Genomic DNA, 17,537 nt, shown 5'->3' on the forward strand with positions numbered 1-17,537 from the left:
GCCCGGACAGGGTGCGCCCTTCCCTGCCCGGGCCTACCTAACTTCTCTGACGAGCCTCGGCCCGGCGCATCTCTTCTGCGGCCGGCCGGGGCTCACGCTCTCGAAGGATCACGGCCGTGAATAGCTCAGCACATTCTCCAACCACTTCCGCCGCGCAGCCCCTTGCCGCAGCCACGCCCGCCGTCAGTTCCGTCTCACCCACCTCGGGTTCCACCGCGGGTGGTACCACTGTGACGGTCACTGGCACCGGCTTCACCGGCGCCACAGCAGTCCGATTCGGCGCCACACAGGCGCCCTCGTTCACCGTCATCTCCGACACACAGATCACCGCTACCACCCCACTCGGGACCGGCACAGTGCAGGTCACCGTCACCACCCCGATCGGCACCAGCAACCAATTCGTCACCTACACCTACGTCACCACGCCCGCGCCGGTCCTCTCATCGGTGAGTCCTGTTTCGGGTCCGTCGGCTGGTGGCACGACGGTCACGCTCACCGGCACGGGGTTCACAGGCGCGACCGCGGTACGGTTCGGCGCTACACCGGCGTCGTTTGTGGTCAACTCCGCCACACAGATCACAGCGACAGCTCCTGCAGGATCCGGCACAGTGCAGATCACCGTGACGGGACCCGGAGGAACGAGTAACGGTGTGCCATTCACCTACACGACAGCTCCCGTGCCCACCCTGATCTCGGTGACCCCCACATCGGGCCCGACAGCCGGCGGCACAACAGTCACGCTCACCGGCACGGGGTTCACAGGCGCGACCGCGGTACGGTTCGGCGCCACGCCGGCGTCGTTTGTGGTCAACTCCGCCACACAGATCACAGCGACAGCTCCTGCAGGATCCGGCACAGTGCAGATCACCGTGACGGGACCCGGAGGAACGAGTAACGGTGTGCCATTCACCTACACGACAGCTCCCGTGCCCACCCTGACCTCGGTGACCCCCACATCGGGCCCGACAGCCGGCGGCACAACAGTCACACTCACCGGCACGGGGCTGGCCACTGCCAGCGCGGTGCGGTTCGGCGCCACGCCCGCAGCCTCCTTCACCGTGGTCTCCGACACCCACATCACTGCCGTCGCCCCTGCCGGGACCGGCACCGTACCGGTCACCGTCACGACCTCGGGCGGCACCAGCAACGGGATCTCCTACACCTACTCCGCGGCTCCCATCCTGAGCGGCGTCAGCCCCACCCAGGGCCCCACCTCGGGCGGGAACACCGTCACCCTCACCGGCGCCAACCTCACCGGAGCCACCGCGGTCACCTTCGGCGCCACCCCGGCAACTTCCTTCACGGTCGTCTCCCCGACCCAGATCACCGCCGTGGTCCCTGCGGCCACCGCAGGTCCGATCGGTGTCACTGTCACCACCCCGGGCGGCACCAGCACCCTCCCGAGCGCCTACTTCTACGTCAGCACCCCGGTCCTCACCGGCGTCGCCCCGCCCTCGGGCCCGCTCTCGGGCGGGAGCACCGTTACCCTCACCGGTGTCCACCTCATCGAGGCCACCGCGGTGCGCTTCGGTACCACCGCAGCGTCAGCGTTCACGGTGGTCTCGGACACCCAGATCACGGCTGTGGTTCCTGCGGGAGCCGCGGGTCTGACCGATGTCACCGTCAGTACCGCCGGCGGGACGAGCAACGCGGCCTCCTACACCTACCTGCCGGCACCCGTTGTCACGACTCTGATCCCAAGTCAGGGGCCCGCCTCCGGTGGCATCACCTTCACCCTCACCGGCACCAACCTCGCCCAGGCGACCACGGTGCTCGTTGGCGGCGCGCCTGCCGGGTTCACGGTCGTCTCCGACAGCCACATTGTCGTCGACACCCTGCCCGGAGCCGCCGGGCCGGTCACTGTCACCGTCACCACGCCCGGCGGCACCAGCGCCCCGAAGACCTACACGCGAGTCGGCTCACCAGGGATCTGATGCGCCGCGTCAGCTTATGGTTATGGACTGGCGGGGAGGCATGGGCCTCATTCTGAGGCCATCAGTTAGCCGCTTCGGACCAAGCACTCTGGTGTCAGAGCACCCGGTAGACGGCCCCAGAGCATTCCGTCACAACGGCACGTTCCGCGTGTCCACCTGAGGGGTCGCGTAGCCGCGCGGCCCCTTTGAGCTGTCGCTGGACCATGACGAAACTCCATAATCCGCGCCGAAGTTGTCCCATCGCGGTGGGTCGCAGCGCTTCGCGGCCGCATTGATCGTCCCGTCGCCCAGACTCTTCGATCGATGACTGTCAGGCTTGAACGGGCGATGTGCGCGAAGTGCTGTGGGAGCCACTTGTGTCCGGGGTCATCGATCGAGGCGAGACGCTCGGCCGGCCAGCGTTCGAAGAGCACCGGTGCGCGGTCGATGCGCGGGATGTTGCCGGTGTCCATCAGGAGGTAGCGCAGGTAGGCCGCGGCTCGCAGTTCGGGAGGTCCTGGATGGCCTCGAGGGTGAGCGGGACGCGTCCGGATGCGGGCGCGAAACGGGTGCACGCCCCGGTCCCGCGGCGTGTGGCTCCTTCACCACGGGCGAGTGATTCTGTTGGTGTCGAGAGTTACAGAGCCGTTGATGGCCAGGACCTGGCCGTTGACCGTCACACCGGCGTTCACGGTGATCGAAATCTGGGCCAGGACCCTTCCTGCAAAGTCGGTGTCAGTGCCCAGAGTGGCTGAACTACCGATCAGCCAGATGACGTTCCTGGCCGTGGCGCCATTGACGAGGAGCACGTGGCTCGCGGTTGCCGTCGTCAGGGTCGATCCGATTTGGAAGATCCATTCGGCGTTGCGGTCGCCCTGGGCATCCAGCGTGAGCGTGCCGGTGAGCCCGATGGAAGAGGCGGCGTTGTAGACGCCGGGGGGCAGTGTCTGGCCGCCGAGGTCTCCGGTGATGCCGGCGTCCGGGATCTGGCCGACGGAGTCATTGTACGTCGTGATCAGGTCGGCATGAGCTGCGACGGCGGCGGCGTCCGAGTTGTGGATACTTCCGTTGACCTGGCCGGGCGGGAATCCGGTGATGGAAACTCCCGGGCTTACCCCGAGATCTCCGGTGACGATCGAGAGACCGGTGTTGGTGACCGACGCTCCGCCCAGGACCGCGAAGCGTCCCAGATACGTGTAGGCGTCCGCAGCGGTGGTGGTGCCACCAAGGGTGGTGACGGTGACGTCCGCCGAGCCGAGCGTTCCGGCCGGTACCACGGCGTCGATCTCGGTGTCGGAGGCGACCCGGAAGGAGAGGGCGGGTGTGCCGTCGAAGGTGACGCTGGTGGTGTAGGAGAAGGCGGTCCCGGTGATGACGACGAGATTGCCGCCGTCCACCGGTCCCGAGTCGAGGGTGACGGCCGTGAGGGAAGGCGGGTTGAGATAGGTATAGGTGACTCCGCTGGCGATTCCGCCCCTGGTGGTCACGGTGACCCCTACCGGCCCCGCGGAGTCCGCCGCTGGGACGGTCACGGTGAGCTGGCCGTCCGAGTCGACGGTGAACACGGCGGCCTGTGTACCGAATCTGACCTCGCTCGTGGTGTAGAGGCCGAGGCCGGTGAAGACCACCGTATTGCCCCCTCCCAGTGGGCCCGCGGGAGGCGGTTCGATGCGCAAGGAGGGCGGCGGCAGGTAGTAGAAGGTGCCGACAACCCCCGTTCCGCCGGCGGTTGTTACGGAGACCGGAACGGCGCCGTGACCGGAGGGGGTGATGGTGTCAGTCGTGGTGTCGCTGACGACCGTGAAGCTCGTAGCCTGGCGGGAGCCGTAGCGCACGGCGGTGGTGCCGGTGAAGTGGCTGCCGGTGAGGGTCACCGCGTCGCCCCCACCGGTCGATCCTTGGTTCGGCGAGACTGACATAGGGTCTCCCTGAGTCCATCGCCGACGGACGGGGCGTGTCTCGAACCAGCCTCTCCTTCGACGACACAGCGGCGCGAATGCATCAAGTAGCCCACCGGTTACACTCAGCGTCAATGGCCCAGGGCCCCATCCGGCCCGCAATGGAGGCGCGTTCAGTGCCTCGCGCCAAACGGCCACCACCGGCGCACCACCCGCGGGCCCAGCAGCGTCGTAGGCTCGCGAGGTAAGGCCCGTCAGGCGCAGCCAACGATCACGGGTGCGTCCACTGGTTCCCTGGCCTGCCGTTCGCCGAGCCGGCAGCCCGCCGCTCCTGGTCCAAGCGGCGCACCAGGCCGTCTCTGCGCCGGACACGTTGCCAGGCCTGGGTGCTTCCGTGCGAACCCTGGTGGGCGAATCCGCGAGGTCGCCCGCACAGCAGCAGCCGATGCCGAGCCGGCGGCCGCCCGCGGCATCGGCTTGCACAATCCGTTCCTCGACCCCACGGTGTTGGACACCGTGCTGAGGACGCCACTCGACCGGCGCCCGCCACTCTTCGCCTACAAGCCACTGCTGAGCCAGACCATGACGAGTCTGCTCCCGCCCGCCGCGGCAGCCCGCACCACCAAGGGCAGCTTCGACACCGATCACTACGTCGGCCTGCGCGCCAACCTGCCCGACCCTCAAACGCTGGCCGACGGCCACCTCGCTGGCCTCGGGATGGTCAACCCGACCTCGCTGGGCCGCACACTGCGCGGGGCCGCTGCCGACCTGGACAAGCGAGCCCGAGTGCCTCGTCCGGCTGGGTGAGGTGGCCGGTCAAGGCCCGGTGGTCAGAGGGTGTGAGTGCGGTGTTGCGGCGGGCTAGGGGCTGGCAGTCGGCCATGACCGGCTGGTCGGCATGGTAGGCCGAATTCCGGCACAGGGCGCGGTCGGGGTGTAGACGCCGATGAGGAAGCCCCCGGGTACAGGTGCGGGTCGCGGCGAGCGCGACGATGCGGCGCAGCCGGGCTTCGTCGGTGACGGCCTGGGCCGTCGAAGGCGCCGTGGCGGGCGAACCCGGCGCGGCGGGCTTCCGCCTCCGCTCCGGCCGGTCCGGTGAGGGCCGGGCGGTTGCCACCTACTTCGGCGCCTGGAAGCCGCCGATCTTCTGCTCGAGCAGTCGGCCTCAGCGCGCGATGAGAACGCAGTTCGGGAGTTTCCCACCGTCTCGACTGGCACAAGCAGAACTGCCTTAGACCGTGTCCTACATGGTCAGTTCGAGGAGTCGTTTGTAGCAGCAGAGGGCGGCCGCCAAAGCGAGAAAGGCCAGGTGGTTGCCTGGTTCCCGCAGCTTGTGGCTGCGCGAGGATCGCGACACGTGGAAGAAGACCGTTCAGGCCGCCGGCGGGCGCCCGCTGCTGGTGTACCTGCCCGTTCAGAAGTCCGAGCTGCTGCGGCGGCTTGACCAGCGCAATCAGCCCGTCGGCGAGGCCAACGCGCTGACCGTCCCCCCGAGGCCCTGGACGACTTCTTCGCCCGCTTCGAGCCCCGGGCCGACGACGAGAACGCGATCGTCTGCACCGGCGACGTGGACGCGGTGGACGCGGCCCTGGCAGGCCGCTGACATGGCCGTACGCTCCAGGTGCCCGGGCGGGGAGCGTGACGGCCCCCGCCCGGGCACCTGGCCTGTTCACCGCCCCAGTCGTACGCCTCGGTGGGTCAGATATCGGGTGCGGAGACGTAGGTGAACGATCCGGTGGCGTTGCCGCCGGGGCCGGTGACGGTGACGCCGAAGGTGCCTTCGGTGCCGCTGGGCGGGGAGGTGGCGGTCACGGTGGTGTCGGAGAGGACCGCGAAGGGTGCCGGGGTGCCGTTGAAGGTGACCTGGTCGGTGGCGGCCAGGCCGGTGCCGGTGATGGTCACCGAGGTGCCACCGGTGGTCGGTCCCGAGGTGGGGCTGACGCCGGTGACGGTAGGCGGGTCGACGTAGGTGTAGGACAGGCCTTCGGCACGGCCGCCGGGGGTGCGCACGGTGACGGTGACCCCGCCTGCCGCCGCAGTCGCCGCGGCCCTGATGGTGAGTTGGGTGTCGGAGACCCTTTGGATGACGGCTCGGGTGGGACCGAAGTACACATCGATGGCTCCGTCGAGGTTGCGGCCGGTGATGACGATCTCCTGGTCGCTGCCTGCGAGGGGACCCGCGGCGGGGCTGATACCGGTGAGGACGGGGACCGGCCGGTAGTAGAACTGTCCGAGGGTGCCGGTGCCGCCCGCGGTGGTGACCGTCACGGGGACGGCACCGGACCCCGCGGGGGTGATGGCGGTCAGCGAGGTGTCCGTGTTGGCGGTGATGACGCCCTGAGCGGTGCCGAAGCGCACGGCGGTGGCGTTGGCCAGGTGGTGGCCGGTGAGCGTCACGGTGGCGCCGCCGGCTGTGGAGCCCTGGTCGGGAATCACGGTCGTGGCCAGGACACCGACGGTGCCCGCGACGGAGTTGGTCACGTAGGCGTGTGTGCCGTCGGGGGCGAACGCAATGACGGTGGGTCCGTCCCCGAAGTCGATGTTCTCGACGACGGCGTTCGTGGCGGTGTCGATCACACTCACCGTGTCCGGCTCGGCATTCGCCACGTAGGCATGCTTGCCGTCCGGGCTCACCGTCGTCAAACGTGGCTGGGCGCTGACGCCGATGGTGGCGGTGACGGTGTTGGCGGCGGTGTCGATCACACTCACCGTGGAGTCGCCGACGTTCGTGACGTAGACATGCGCCCCGTCGGGGGCGACCGTCAGCAGGATGGGGAGGATACCGACGGGGATCGTGTCAGTGGTGGTGTTCGTGGCGGTGTCGATCACGCTCACCGCGTTCGAGGCGAGACACGCGACGTAGACGCGCGTCCCGTCCGGGGTGATGGCCACGCCGATCGGCGCATCCCCCACGGGGACGGTGGCGGTGACGGTGTTCGTGGCGGTGTCGATCACACTGACCGTGTTCGTAGGCTGTCCCGACACATAGACGCGGGTGCCGTCCGGGGAGGCCGCTACTACCGAAGCTCCCGCTACGGCGACGTCCGCGACGATGGCGTTCGTGGCGGTGTCGATCACGCTGAGCAGACCGTCTGCGTTGATGGTCACATATGCCCGGGTGCCGTCCGGACTGATCGCCACGAAGGTGGGAGCGGCCCCCGTGGGGATGGTGGCGGTGACGGTGTTCGTGGCGGTGTCGATCACACTGACCGTGTTCGAGCCCCGGTTGGCTACATACGCGCGGGCCCCACCGGGCGTCAGGGCGATTCCCTGGGGCGTGTCACCCACGGGAATGGAGACCCCCGCCGCGAACGAGGCGGTGAACCCGGCAGCGCGCGCCTGAGCGGCCTGCGGCGATGGCGATGTCAAGGTGAACATGACACTCCCTCAGGTCGGCGGAGGAACTTTCCCCCGCACACGGAAATGTCTGCTCCACCGCATGGGCCAACAGCGAGCAGGCGACCGGCCCCAGACCGGCACCGGTCAAATACACACCCGAATGGGCGGCCCGAAACGCGGATAACAGCAGTAACCCACCACCGCACGTTGCACCACAAGAGATCGACAGAATTTCACCCGTTAGGCCTATCGCCGTGCTGCCGCTGTCTCTCTTGCAGCCTCACCTTGGCCGGCGACAGCAACGGACATGCGATCTCCCACAGCCCACCCCACCGTCCACTCTCCACAGCAAACCATCGGACACCTCGCCACGTCAGAAGGCCCTTAGAAGCCGTTGTCGTACCGAGAGTGACGGGTGTTTTTCCGCTGGTTAGGCATAGGGCCGGTCTCTCGGCGGCAGGGACGGGGGGTCGTGTCGTCTCTTCGGTGGAGGTTCCGGGATGCCGTCGGTGATGGGGTTGTTGGAAGAGCGCGAACGCGCTGCTCGGCAGCACGTGGAAGCCCTTCAGGCCGAGCTGCGGGAGGCGGAGGCTGTGTGGGAGCGGTTCGTGATCGCCCGTGAGACGGTCGGGGAGGTCCTGGCGGAGTCACACGGTCACGTGGACGTGCCTGTGGCCGTGTCCGATGAGCCTGCGGTGCCGGTCGCGGCTGCGGGGCCCGGTTCGGTGGTCCCGGTGTGGCGCGATGGGCTCGCCGCTGCGGTGCTGGCACCGGACTACCGGAGGATCATGGAGATCCTGACCGGCCACGGGCGGTCTGGCGCCGGGGCGATGGACTGCCGGCAACTTGCCGCAGGGCTGGGCCTTCAGCCGGTTCCCGCGAAGGTTGAAGGGGTGCGGTCGAAGGCGAAGCGTCTGGCAGCGCGGGGCTGGCTGGCAGAGGAACGTCCAGGGATGTTCAGCGTGGTCGCCGGGCGAGTCGGCGGCTCATGACCATGCTCATCGACCATCGGATCACCGCCTCCGAGGTGTCGGTGCGGCCCTCGTAGTCGCGGGCGAGGCGGCGTGAGCGCATCAGCCAAGCGAACGTCCGCTCCACCAGCCACCTCTTGGGCAGCACCGTGAACCCGGCGGCGTCGTCGCTGCGTTTAACCACACTCAGCGCGACGCGCAGGGCGTCGCGGGCGAAGTCGACCAGGCGCCCAGTGTAGCCGCCGTCGGCCCACACCAGTGCGATGCGCCAGTGCCGTTCACGCAGCTGGGCCAGCAGCGTCTGACCCGCGTCCCGGTCGGTGGCGCAGGTCGCGGTGACCATCACGGCCAGCAGCAGCCCGAGGGTGTCCACCACGATGTGCCGTTTGCGGCCGTTGACTTTCTTCCCGCCGTCGAATCCCCGGCTTGAGGCCGGCACCGACGCGGCCGCCTTCACCGACTGTGCGTCGATGATGCCCGCGGTCGGCTCCGGATCCCGGTCCGCCGCCTCGCGGACCCGATCGCGGAACCGGTCGTGGAACTCGGCGACCAGGCCCTTGTCCCGCCAGCGTCGGAAGAAGGCGTAGACGCGGTCCCAGGCAGGGAAGTCCGCGGGCATCGCCCGCCAGGTGATGCCGCCCGCGACCAGGCAGCGCACCGCGTCGACCATCTGCCGGTGGCAGTAGCCCTCCGGCTGCCCGCCCCGGCCCTCCAGCCACTCCGGGACCGGCATTGCGTCGCGGACGACCGCCCACTCCGCGTCGCTCATATCGGACGGGTACCTCGGCCGCCTCTGCGGACGGTCCCCGGCATTCCCGAACCGGTGAGCGAGGCAATCACACGACTGAGCAACCGAACTGGACCCGACCGACGCGAGGGCGTAGAACTGCGTCAACAGGGCCTCCTGGCGTGCTCATAGTCTTCGACAATCCCGAGCGGCACCAGAGGCCCTGCCTTCATGCACAGCACGCCACAAGATCACCTGGTCGAGCCGCCGCAATCGAACCTATGCTCACCAAGATCGGTACGACAACGGCTTCTAATAGGCGCCGTGGGTTGGCCGTTAGGCCAGTCTTGGCAGGGGCCGGGTGAGGGCCGCCGTCACGCGCGCCGGCCGCCAACGCCGGATCGAGGCCGAGACCGATCGGCTCCTTGAGGTCTTCCGCCGACCCTCGCTCCGCCAACCGGCCCTGGTGGAGACGGCGATGGGGCACCAGACACTCGCACTGCTCGCCCAGCTCGACGCGGCCTGCCGGGCCTGCGAGGACCTGGCGCGTGACACCGAAGAGCTCTTTCTTCAGCATCCCGACGCGGAGATCATCACGAGCTTTCCCGGTCTTGCCGTGCTCACCGGCGCTCGGATACTCGCCGAGATCGGGGACGACCGCACCAGGTTCGACACCGCCCGCGACCTGAACGCCTACGCCGGAAGCGCCCCGGTGACCCGTGAATCCGGCAAGAGCCGCCGTGTCAGCCATCGCCGGATCAAGAACAGGCGCCTGGCCGAGACCGGCCGGCACTGGGCGTTCGCCGCGCTCACCGCCTCACCCGGAGCCCATGCTCACTACAACCACCGACGAGACACCGGCGATCGCTACCACGCCGCCCTCCACCGCCTCTTCAACCGCATGCTCGGCCAGCTCCACCACTGCTTGACGAGCCATCAGAAGTTCGACGAAGCGATCGCCTTCGCCCCGCCGCTACTGCCCCCGCTCGCAGCAGCTGCTTGACCCGATAGCTGCATGGGGTGTCTTGTCAGCCAGAACCACGTCCGGGGTCGTTCTGGGCCGCCCGACCGGTCTGGGCACCCGTAAGCGGGCCATGACCTGTGGGAAGGCGGGTGCGTCACCGGCCTGGCCGGGTGTGATGGCGCACGCAAACGGTCGGCAGCGGCTGTCGGCCGCGAGGTGGATCTTGGTGGTCAGTCCGCCGCGGGACCGTCCGAGGGCATGATCGCGCGGCTCGCCGGCCGGGGCCCCTTTTGACGAGCCCCGGCGGCGTGCTGGTGAGCGCGGACGATGGTGGAGTCGACCGCGACGATCCAGTCCAAGTCGCCCTCGGCGTCGGCCTGCGTGAGCAGGGCGGTGAACACCTTCTCCCAGGTGCCGTCAGCGGCCCATTTCCTCAGCCGGTTGTGGGCGCCCTTCCACGAGCCGAAGTGCTCGGGAAGGTCCATCCACGGTGTCCCGGTGCGGTACTTGAACGCGATCGCGTCGATCACCTGCCGGTGATCACGCCACCGCCCACCCCGCCGAGGTGTCCGGTCCGGCAACAGCGGTTCGATCCGTGCCCACTGGGCGTCAGTCAACGACACACCAGACCAACAATCAGATGATCCGAAGGAAACGGCCTTGCCGGCGCAGACAACCGGATGACCCGGCTCGTGGTAGCTCACCATGATCCGCCGGTACGGACACGGGTGCCTTGCTCGTGATCAGGACCGGGGCGTCTACCGGCCCACCAAAGCGGCCTCGCAGGGGGTGTCGATATCTCACTCACCCCCTTCGCGCTCAGATCTCCGCTGCCTGACCTCATGCCGCGGCGAATCTCCTCGACGAGAATGCCGTCCGATTCGCTCAGACCGAGATAGGTCCACGAAATCCCAGCGTCAGCGAGCACCTCGGCTTGGCCCGGCCCTCGGCGATCACTTCACGCGGGAAGCGGTTGTAGCGCTTCGCATTGCACTGCCCCGTACCCATCCGCAGGCCCTTTTCGCCTCGTCCCTCTGCTCAGCTCCACGCTCCGGCCACATTGCGTGGCAGTTCGTCGTCTCGTACGGCGTGCCCGGGTTGGGCTGTGCATTGGTCTGTCCGGGTGATAGTCGAGTCAAGAGGGTGGTGTTCCATTGGCCATTTCGGGTTAATGGTGGTGACCATTCCGGTGGGTTGCCCATCTCTCCGGGGAGAGATGGGCAACCCCTGTGGCGCGCGGGTGCGTGGTACATGTCGGCGTGCCCGCTTTCTGTCCCGGTGTGCAAGCGGTGATCCGGTTCGCGTATACCGGCGCCATGCGACGCGGGCCCCGGTGGGAGTTCTTGGGCGGCCCTCTCAGCTGAGAGAGGTTTGTCATGGAACCGATTACGGGTTGGTGGGGAGCTCCGGCGGTAGCCGGCGGGGTTCGGCCGGTTGTACCGGCCGGTGGATCCGAGGTGGCCGCGGTACGGGGGCTTGCGGTCGCGCCGTTCAGTGCGGCGTTCTCCACGGTGACGATCCCGGCGGGCACGAGCCCGCTGGCGGTGGCGGTGGCCCCGAACGGCAACGTCTACGTCGGCAACGCCAATTCGAGCAACGTGACCGTGATCAGCAGCACCACGAACACCGTCCTGGCCACCGTCCCCGCCGGCTCAGGCCCGGCCATGATTGCGGTGGCGCAGAACGGCAACGTCTACGTCACCAACCAGAGCTCGAACAACGTGACGGTGATCAGCAGCGCCACGAACACCGTCCTGGCCACCGTCCCCGTCGGCGGGGGCCCGTTCGCACTGGCGGTGGCGCCGAACGGCAACGTCTACGTCGCCAACAGCACGTCGAACAACGTGACGGTGATCAGCAGCGCCACGAACACGGTCCTGGCCACCGTCCCCGTCGGCGCGGTCCCGGACGCGGTGGCGGTGGCGGCGAACGGCAACGTCTACGTCGCCAACCGGAACGCGAACACCGTGACGGTGATCAGCAGCGCCACGAACACCGTCCTGACCACCCTCCCCACCGGTGGGTTCCCGGGCGCGGCGGCGGTGGCGCCGAACGGCAACGTCTACATCGCCAACCAGACCTCGAACAACGTGACGGTGATCGACAGCGCCACGAACACGGTCGTGGCCACCGTCCCCGCCGGCACGGTCCCGGGGGTGATCGCGGTGGCGCCCAACGGCAACGTCTACGTCACCAACACCGTTTCGAACAACGTGACGGTGATCGACAGCGCCACGAACACGGTCCTGGCCACCGTCCCCACCGGCGGGGGCCCGTTCGGGGTGGCGGTGGCGCCGACCGGCAACGTCTACGTCGGCAACAGCAGTTCCAACAACGTGACGGTGATCAGCAGCACCACGAACACGGTCCTGGCCACCGTCCCCGTCGGCGCGTTCCCGTTCTCGGTGGCGGCGGCGCCGAACAGCAACGTCTACGTCACCAACGCCAACTCGGCGAACGTGACGGAGATTTCGCCGTTGACGGTGACGACCTCGCCGGCGGCGCCGGTGGGCGGGCAACCGGTGACGTTCAGCATTTCCGGGGGGACCCCGAACGGGAGCGCGGTGGTGGACTTCGGGGACGCCAGCCCCACGGTCACCGTCCCCCTGGACGCCACCGGGAGCGGGCAGACCACCCACACCTACACCGCCGGTACGTTCACCGCGACCGTGAACGGCAACCCCACCCCCGTCACCGTGAGCCCCAACCCCACCACGACGACGCTGTCGGTGACGCCGAACCCCTCCACCTGCGGTCAGAACGTGACCGCATGCGCGACCATCACCCCGGCACCAGCCACCACCACAGTGCCGACCGGCACGGTCACCTTCACCCTCCCCAACGGCCAGACCCAGATCGTCCCCGTCAACGCATCGGGGCAGGCCTGCTTGACCACCACCGCCCTGACCACCGGCACCCTCACCGCCACCTACAACGGCGACAGCTGCTTCACCGGCTCCAACGCCAGCACCCCCGTCACCGTGAACCGCACCCCCACAAGCTGACCGCGCAGCCAGGCACGATCCGGCTCCGGCTGACCCCGCTGCCCGAGTTCTACATCCCCACCCTCAGCGCCACCCTGACGACCACCTCGGGGATGCCGGTGGCCGGTCAGCCGGTGACCTTCACCGCCACCACGCTCTTCGGCCCGGTCAACCTCGGCACCGCCGTCACCGACGCCAACGGCACCGCCACCATCCACAACGCCATCGTCCCCGTCTTCGCCATCGCCACCCCCTTCTACACCGCCACCTTCCCCGGCACTTCCTGCTACACCGCCGCAACCGACCACGGCATCCTACTGTTCATCCCCCTCCCAGGCTGACCTCGTCGGCTCCGAAAACCCCAGGTCACCTTGTCTGCTGCGACGGGAGGAACGCCTCGCGACCCAGCTGCACGAGTTGGCCGCCCGGACCCGGCCCTCCTCTCGTGCATGCCGTCGATGGGGCCGGAATCCGGCAACGGCGCATCTGCGAGGCTGAAGGCGTCGAGGTGCCGTACCAGGAGGTCGCTCGCAGCTATGAGCTTTCTCTGGGCTCGGACCGTTGCGTGAGCGCGGGCGCTAGGGGTTAGTACAGCTCAGCGCCGGTGCAGCCCACCGTATCGAGTGCAACAGGTGTGGCGCCACCGCTGGATCGAGGGATCCATCTCGCGTCTCCGGCGGATGTCAGCGTGTGCTGCTGTCCCGTCGCAAACGATCTGGTTCGCGGCTCAGATCACTGGGCGGAGACCTTGTGGACGGTGGTGTCGTCGGGGTTCAGCCGTCGCCCCTCCGCAGACAGCACTTCCAGTGCGCGGAGGCATCCCGAGATCACCATCGTCTGGGCAGACTCCGCCTACGCCGGAAAGCTCGTGACCTGGGCAAAGAAGTGCCTCAGCCTCACGATCAAGACCGTGAGCCGCCCCAAGGACGCCTCCTGGTTTATCGTGCTGCTGGTTCGTCGAACGAATATGGGCCTGGATGATGCACGCCCGCCGACATGCACGCGACTACGAACGACTCGTCCAGCACTCCGAAACTTTGATCACTTGGGTGGCGATTACCCTCATGACCAGGCGTCTCGCCAGGGGCAAGAAGAATCCGAACCGCCTGCCTATCACCCCGCCCCAGGTGGCGCACGCAGCCTGCGCATACTGCTGGCGGGTTCTGCTACGGCCCAGAGTTCATCCCCGATTTCCGGCATCGGGACGCTGGCGCCCTCCTTCTCTGCCTTTCCGTCCGGGTCCCCCGACTTCTTCATGGCGCGGGAGGAATCGCTCGGCCTTGCCCGCGTTCCGTGAAACCGGCGGCAATAAGGGACAGCCCGGCGTCCGGATCCCCCATCAGATAGCCGACGGCCTCGGTCGCGACCAACCCTGGAGCTTGCCTTAACGTCACGTGCTCGGGCGGCTTGGGCCGTGTCCACTTTGCCGGCACGCTCCCAGGGCCGGGGATTACCTGACGCAGATCTGCGGCGCTCAGCGCCGTCACAGCTCTTTCCTGACCGGGGTCGCCCCCGGTGACCAGCCGTGTCCCGCCGTAGATTCCCAAGATGACCAGGGCGAGAAAGGCCAAGGCGGCACCGGCCAGGGACAGACGGACGTTGCGTGTGTTGTGGAACGTCACGGGCCCGAGGGCGATTGTCTGGTTACCCCGCATCGTTGTGCCGTCAATCGTGATGCTGCCAGAGGCCGAGCGTGAGGAGGGTGGCAGTCGGGGGCTCTTCAAGGCTGCGGAGATCTTCCGGGCGAACTCCGGGTCAGCCTCCAACTCGGCTCGCAGCACGGATCTGAGTGAGGCTGTCGCCTCCGGGCTTCCGGGCTGGTCGTCGACTGCCTGTACTGCCGAACGGCCACGTTTCATCTGTCGCGAAGCGCTCGCGCACGATGTCTGATACCGCTTGTCCCACCCCGGTACCCACCGAAGTCAGAGCCCCCGCCAGCCATCTGCGTGAAGATCTGAACCACTGTCTCAACCATCAGCACCCCCAACTGTGTTTGCAACAACGTCCATTGTTGCCGTGGGAAGGTCGCCCTGGTGCCAAATGACTCAGCCCGGCGCACCGTACGCCGCGGTATGAGACACCGCGAAAAACCACAGAGCCCGCCGGACTGCAAGCTGCCAGCCTGGACTGCGGACGAGTTCCGCACGAGGGGCACACATCCCGTCCGCCCGAGCCACGAGAAGTTCGGGCAGGACCTTGTCCTCATCGCCGGTGTCCGGCTCGGTGCTGTCCGTCTCCTCACCCGTCCATACCCCGACACAGCCATCGCGTCTCGACGGTTCGAGTTCAGAAACAGGTTCTGACCTTGTTCTTTAAGGTCCAGGTACTCGGTATGCATTGCGTCTGGAGGGGGTGTGCGGTCCTCGGGCCGCACATGTGGTGCCAGAGTCTCGACTGAGTTCGGCCACCCCGGGGTCTGCTCCGACTCAAACGTGAGAAGCAGACGTCCGCTCCTGGACTTCATCCTGTAGCGGACGCCGGAACCGGCTGCCATCGGTACGTCCTGTTGCGTTCTGGACAGCCGCCCCATGCCACTGGAAGATGGCGCGTACACGTGAGCCATGCCGGGGGAGGGCAACAGGGTGAGACCAGACGACATGGACGAGCCTGAGAGTAGGCGGCCCTGGGAACGTGCGCGGGCGAGTGGAGCCCCGGGGTCCGCTGGAATTGGTGGTCCGGGCCAGACCTGGGGGCCCGGGCATCCTCCAGTACCTCCTGGGGCGCAGATGCCCGAGCCGGTCCGGCGGTTGCGTGTGCTGATGATGATCCTCGGTGCCATGCAGGCCGTACTCGGTCTTGCTCTGGTGACCAATAGCGTTGCCGTCGCCACTTCAATCTGGGGCGAAGGTGACGCATCGACTCCGTGCTGTCAGACTCCGGGTGAGGCACACGCGGGGCGAGTCGTCTTTGCCGGGATCCTCGTGCTGGCCGTGGCCGCGTGGGGCATCCTCACCGCCCTCAAGTTCCCGACCCGACACCCCAACCTGCGAGTCTCGGCCTTCGTATACGGCTGGACCGCCCTCCCTTTCGCCCCTGCGTTTTACCGGGTGATACCCATCCTCGGGGTGATTTGGCTGGTGCCCGCGATCTTGGCCCTCATCTGGCCTAACCAGCCGGAGAGCCGGGCCTGGTTCGACGGTCGAGCCGGGTCTGCGCCTTGAATCGCAGACAGGAGCCCCGGGCGGCGGCCACCACACCCCGCTGCCCCTTTGCGGATTGATCTCACTGCGGACCTGGGCTCGCGCGGAGGCTGAGCGGCCACGAGCCCGTCGACCGTTCAACTCAAAGGCAGCGATCGGTGCTGCAGCACTCGTAACAGCCGCCGTGGGCGGACCTGAACCTATTGCTGCGTCATTCCTGGCCACCGTGGGTACCCCTATCGCTGCGATCCGGGGCGTTCGATCAGCGGACGCCTCTCGCGAGGGAGACGAGACGCCTGGAGTTCCAGGCTGGATCATGGATGGGTTGACGCTGCTCCATCGCAGGCTTGCCGATCAGCTTCGGAACGACAGGCCTCGGGAGTGACCGGCGAGCCCAGCGGCTGCCGGAACAGGTTGACCAGCAGGAAGTCGCTGCCGCCCGAGCCCAGCACGTCGTGACGCTCCATCATGTACAGGTCGAGCGCCTGCACCACCAGGAAGTCCACCGGCAGCACGAACGCCTTGCGTGACTTCGAGTACGCCCGGTTCGGGTTCTCCCGGCGCACGACATGCACGTGGGCGCCTTCCACCGCGCAGCCCAGGGCCCGGGAGTCCATCAGCAAATGCATGTCCGATCGGCGAAGGCCGGCCGCCTGCCCACGCCGCAGCCCCGCCCGTCCCAACAGCAGGACGATCAGCCGGTCCCGGGCCGAGCGGCAGGCCCGAACATCGCGACGATCTCCTGGTCCGAGGCGCGGTCGACAGCGGTCTCCGGTTCCTGGAGCCGGTGCCGGGCCCGCAGCCGGTAGCGCATCCCCTCGCTTTCCCCACGCGCCTGCGCAGGGAGATCCCGGTCATCCCCAGCTCGTAGAGGAGTTCCATCACCCACGCCGGGGCCTTCTTCGAGATCACCGCGTGCACCAAAAATCCCCGCACGGAGGTCAGGACCTTGTTGATCCGGCTCTCACGCCGCACCTGCTTCGAGCCCGGCCCCGGCACGACCACGCGCACCGACTCATCGCCGCCCGGATTCCACTTCAGCCACAGCATGAACAGCCCCAGGTCGCGGGCCGCCGTACGCCATTCCCGGCGAGTGTCCCGGCACCACCGCAGATACAACACGATCCCACCGGCGTAGGACTTCGTGGTCTCGACCGCGCGGCTCCGCCCAAAGCGCAGCTCGCGCAGGAACGCATCCGCCTCCGCGACCACGCGTAGTTCGTCGTCCAGAACCGTCCAGTACGTACTTCTGAAGGCACCCGCACGGGCAGCGCCTGCATCCGAACCCCTCTCTCTGCGCGCAACGATCTACCGCGGAGCCACACCCCCGGAGAACCGTCGCAGCACCCCCAACGAAGAGGGGATCTGCGACGTCACGCAACAGGGAACGGTCCCCCAGAGAACGAGGCTCCGGATGGCCGCACGTCGTGCTGAACGACAGCGATCTCGCGGATCTGCCCTTCCCGGCGTGAAGACGATCGAGGTGCTCGGCTTCCTGCCGTCGAACCAGATCGACCCCGTCGCATGGGACAGGTCGTACTTCCTGAGGCGTCGAGGAAGCCGGCGCCGCCCGTACCGGTTGTTGCGGACGCGATGAAGCA

Annotated in this window: 13 protein-coding genes and 2 pseudogenes; 9 read left to right on the forward strand and 6 right to left on the reverse strand. The window is 67.9% G+C overall.

From position 1 onward, the window contains the following. Positions 1-116: 116 nt before the first annotated feature. Positions 117-1,934, forward strand: coding sequence for an IPT/TIG domain-containing protein (locus tag Scani_RS42410; RefSeq protein ID WP_159475536.1), 1,818 nt, complete (start codon positions 117-119; stop codon positions 1,932-1,934). Between the two features lie 581 nt (positions 1,935-2,515). Here the strand turns inward: Scani_RS42410 and Scani_RS41975 are convergent. Next, positions 2,516-3,832: an ice-binding family protein gene (locus Scani_RS41975; RefSeq protein ID WP_308686575.1), complete on the reverse strand. Its 1,317-nt coding sequence runs from the start codon at positions 3,830-3,832 to the stop codon at positions 2,516-2,518. A gap of 495 nt (positions 3,833-4,327) precedes the next feature. Here Scani_RS41975 and Scani_RS40945 point away from each other — a divergent pair, with 495 nt between their 5' ends. Continuing rightward, positions 4,328-4,618 carry a hypothetical protein gene (locus Scani_RS40945; protein ID WP_246295841.1) on the forward strand — a complete coding sequence of 97 codons (291 nt, stop codon included), beginning with the start codon at positions 4,328-4,330 and terminating at the stop codon, positions 4,616-4,618. Positions 4,619-5,509: 891 nt separating this feature from the next. On the opposite strand, the gene Scani_RS16055 is transcribed toward Scani_RS40945, so the two are convergent. Further along, the gene (locus tag Scani_RS16055; protein ID WP_159475539.1) at positions 5,510-7,189 is read right to left on the reverse strand and encodes an IPT/TIG domain-containing protein; all 1,680 of its coding nucleotides are present in this window, start codon (positions 7,187-7,189) and stop codon (positions 5,510-5,512) included. A 461-nt stretch (positions 7,190-7,650) separates the two neighbouring features. Here Scani_RS16055 and Scani_RS16060 point away from each other — a divergent pair, with 461 nt between their 5' ends. After that, positions 7,651-8,142, forward strand: coding sequence for a hypothetical protein (locus tag Scani_RS16060; RefSeq protein ID WP_159475542.1), 492 nt, complete (start codon positions 7,651-7,653; stop codon positions 8,140-8,142). Here Scani_RS16060 and Scani_RS16065 read toward each other — a convergent pair. Beyond that, positions 8,108-8,890 (reverse strand): IS5 family transposase, encoded by a 783-nt coding sequence (locus Scani_RS16065; protein ID WP_159475545.1) that lies wholly within the window; start codon positions 8,888-8,890, stop codon positions 8,108-8,110. The genes Scani_RS16060 and Scani_RS16065 overlap by 35 nt on opposite strands. Positions 8,891-9,326: 436 nt before the next feature. Between Scani_RS16065 and Scani_RS16070 the strand changes: the two genes are divergently transcribed. After that, positions 9,327-9,851, forward strand: coding sequence for a transposase (locus Scani_RS16070; RefSeq protein ID WP_159475548.1), 525 nt, complete (start codon positions 9,327-9,329; stop codon positions 9,849-9,851). A gap of 21 nt (positions 9,852-9,872) precedes the next feature. Here the strand turns inward: Scani_RS16070 and Scani_RS16075 are convergent. Next, a pseudogene (locus Scani_RS16075) lies at positions 9,873-10,435 on the reverse strand (IS5 family transposase); the annotation flags it as partial. An 834-nt stretch (positions 10,436-11,269) separates the two neighbouring features. On the opposite strand from Scani_RS16075, the gene Scani_RS16080 reads away from it, so the two are divergent. From Scani_RS16080 to Scani_RS16090, 3 genes and pseudogenes are all read left to right on the forward strand, one after another. Then, a complete protein-coding gene (locus tag Scani_RS16080; protein ID WP_246295842.1) occupies positions 11,270-12,817 on the forward strand; it encodes a virginiamycin B lyase family protein in 1,548 nt (515 codons plus the stop codon). A 92-nt stretch (positions 12,818-12,909) separates the two neighbouring features. Next, a complete protein-coding gene (locus Scani_RS40950) occupies positions 12,910-13,137 on the forward strand; it encodes an Ig-like domain-containing protein (RefSeq protein WP_246295843.1) in 228 nt (75 codons plus the stop codon). 476 nt (positions 13,138-13,613) lie between these two features. Continuing rightward, positions 13,614-13,944: pseudogene (locus tag Scani_RS16090) on the forward strand (IS5-like element IS4811 family transposase); the annotation flags it as partial. A gap of 105 nt (positions 13,945-14,049) precedes the next feature. Here the strand turns inward: Scani_RS16090 and Scani_RS39965 are convergent. Further along, the gene (locus Scani_RS39965) at positions 14,050-14,418 is read right to left on the reverse strand and encodes a hypothetical protein (RefSeq protein ID WP_167538062.1); all 369 of its coding nucleotides are present in this window, start codon (positions 14,416-14,418) and stop codon (positions 14,050-14,052) included. A 1,104-nt stretch (positions 14,419-15,522) separates the two neighbouring features. On the opposite strand from Scani_RS39965, the gene Scani_RS16095 reads away from it, so the two are divergent. Next, complete coding sequence (locus Scani_RS16095) at positions 15,523-15,957, forward strand: AdipoR/hemolysin III family protein (RefSeq protein ID WP_159475554.1); 435 nt, start codon at positions 15,523-15,525, stop codon at positions 15,955-15,957. Between the two features lie 293 nt (positions 15,958-16,250). On the opposite strand, the gene Scani_RS16100 is transcribed toward Scani_RS16095, so the two are convergent. Then, positions 16,251-16,565 carry a hypothetical protein gene (locus tag Scani_RS16100; protein ID WP_218039188.1) on the reverse strand — a complete coding sequence of 105 codons (315 nt, stop codon included), beginning with the start codon at positions 16,563-16,565 and terminating at the stop codon, positions 16,251-16,253. An 839-nt stretch (positions 16,566-17,404) separates the two neighbouring features. Here Scani_RS16100 and Scani_RS41765 point away from each other — a divergent pair. Continuing rightward, positions 17,405-17,533 (forward strand): hypothetical protein, encoded by a 129-nt coding sequence (locus Scani_RS41765; RefSeq protein ID WP_281391940.1) that lies wholly within the window; start codon positions 17,405-17,407, stop codon positions 17,531-17,533. Positions 17,534-17,537: the final 4 nt, after the last annotated feature.

Source organism: Streptomyces caniferus, assembly GCF_009811555.1.
GTDB classification, from domain to species: Bacteria; Actinomycetota; Actinomycetes; order Streptomycetales; family Streptomycetaceae; genus Streptomyces; species Streptomyces caniferus.

Coding starts and splice junctions, on each gene's coding strand:
- Scani_RS41975 (WP_308686575.1), bottom strand. CDS start 3,832: ATGTCAGTCTCGCCGAACCAAGGATCGACCGGTGGGGGCGACGCGGTG.
- Scani_RS16070 (WP_159475548.1), top strand. CDS start 9,327: ATGGGGCACCAGACACTCGCACTGCTCGCCCAGCTCGACGCGGCCTGC.
- Scani_RS16060 (WP_159475542.1), top strand. CDS start 7,651: ATGCCGTCGGTGATGGGGTTGTTGGAAGAGCGCGAACGCGCTGCTCGG.
- Scani_RS16095 (WP_159475554.1), top strand. CDS start 15,523: ATGCCCGAGCCGGTCCGGCGGTTGCGTGTGCTGATGATGATCCTCGGT.
- Scani_RS16055 (WP_159475539.1), bottom strand. CDS start 7,189: ATGTTCACCTTGACATCGCCATCGCCGCAGGCCGCTCAGGCGCGCGCT.
- Scani_RS16100 (WP_218039188.1), bottom strand. CDS start 16,565: ATGCATTTGCTGATGGACTCCCGGGCCCTGGGCTGCGCGGTGGAAGGC.
- Scani_RS16065 (WP_159475545.1), bottom strand. CDS start 8,890: ATGAGCGACGCGGAGTGGGCGGTCGTCCGCGACGCAATGCCGGTCCCG.
- Scani_RS40950 (WP_246295843.1), top strand. CDS start 12,910: ATGCCGGTGGCCGGTCAGCCGGTGACCTTCACCGCCACCACGCTCTTC.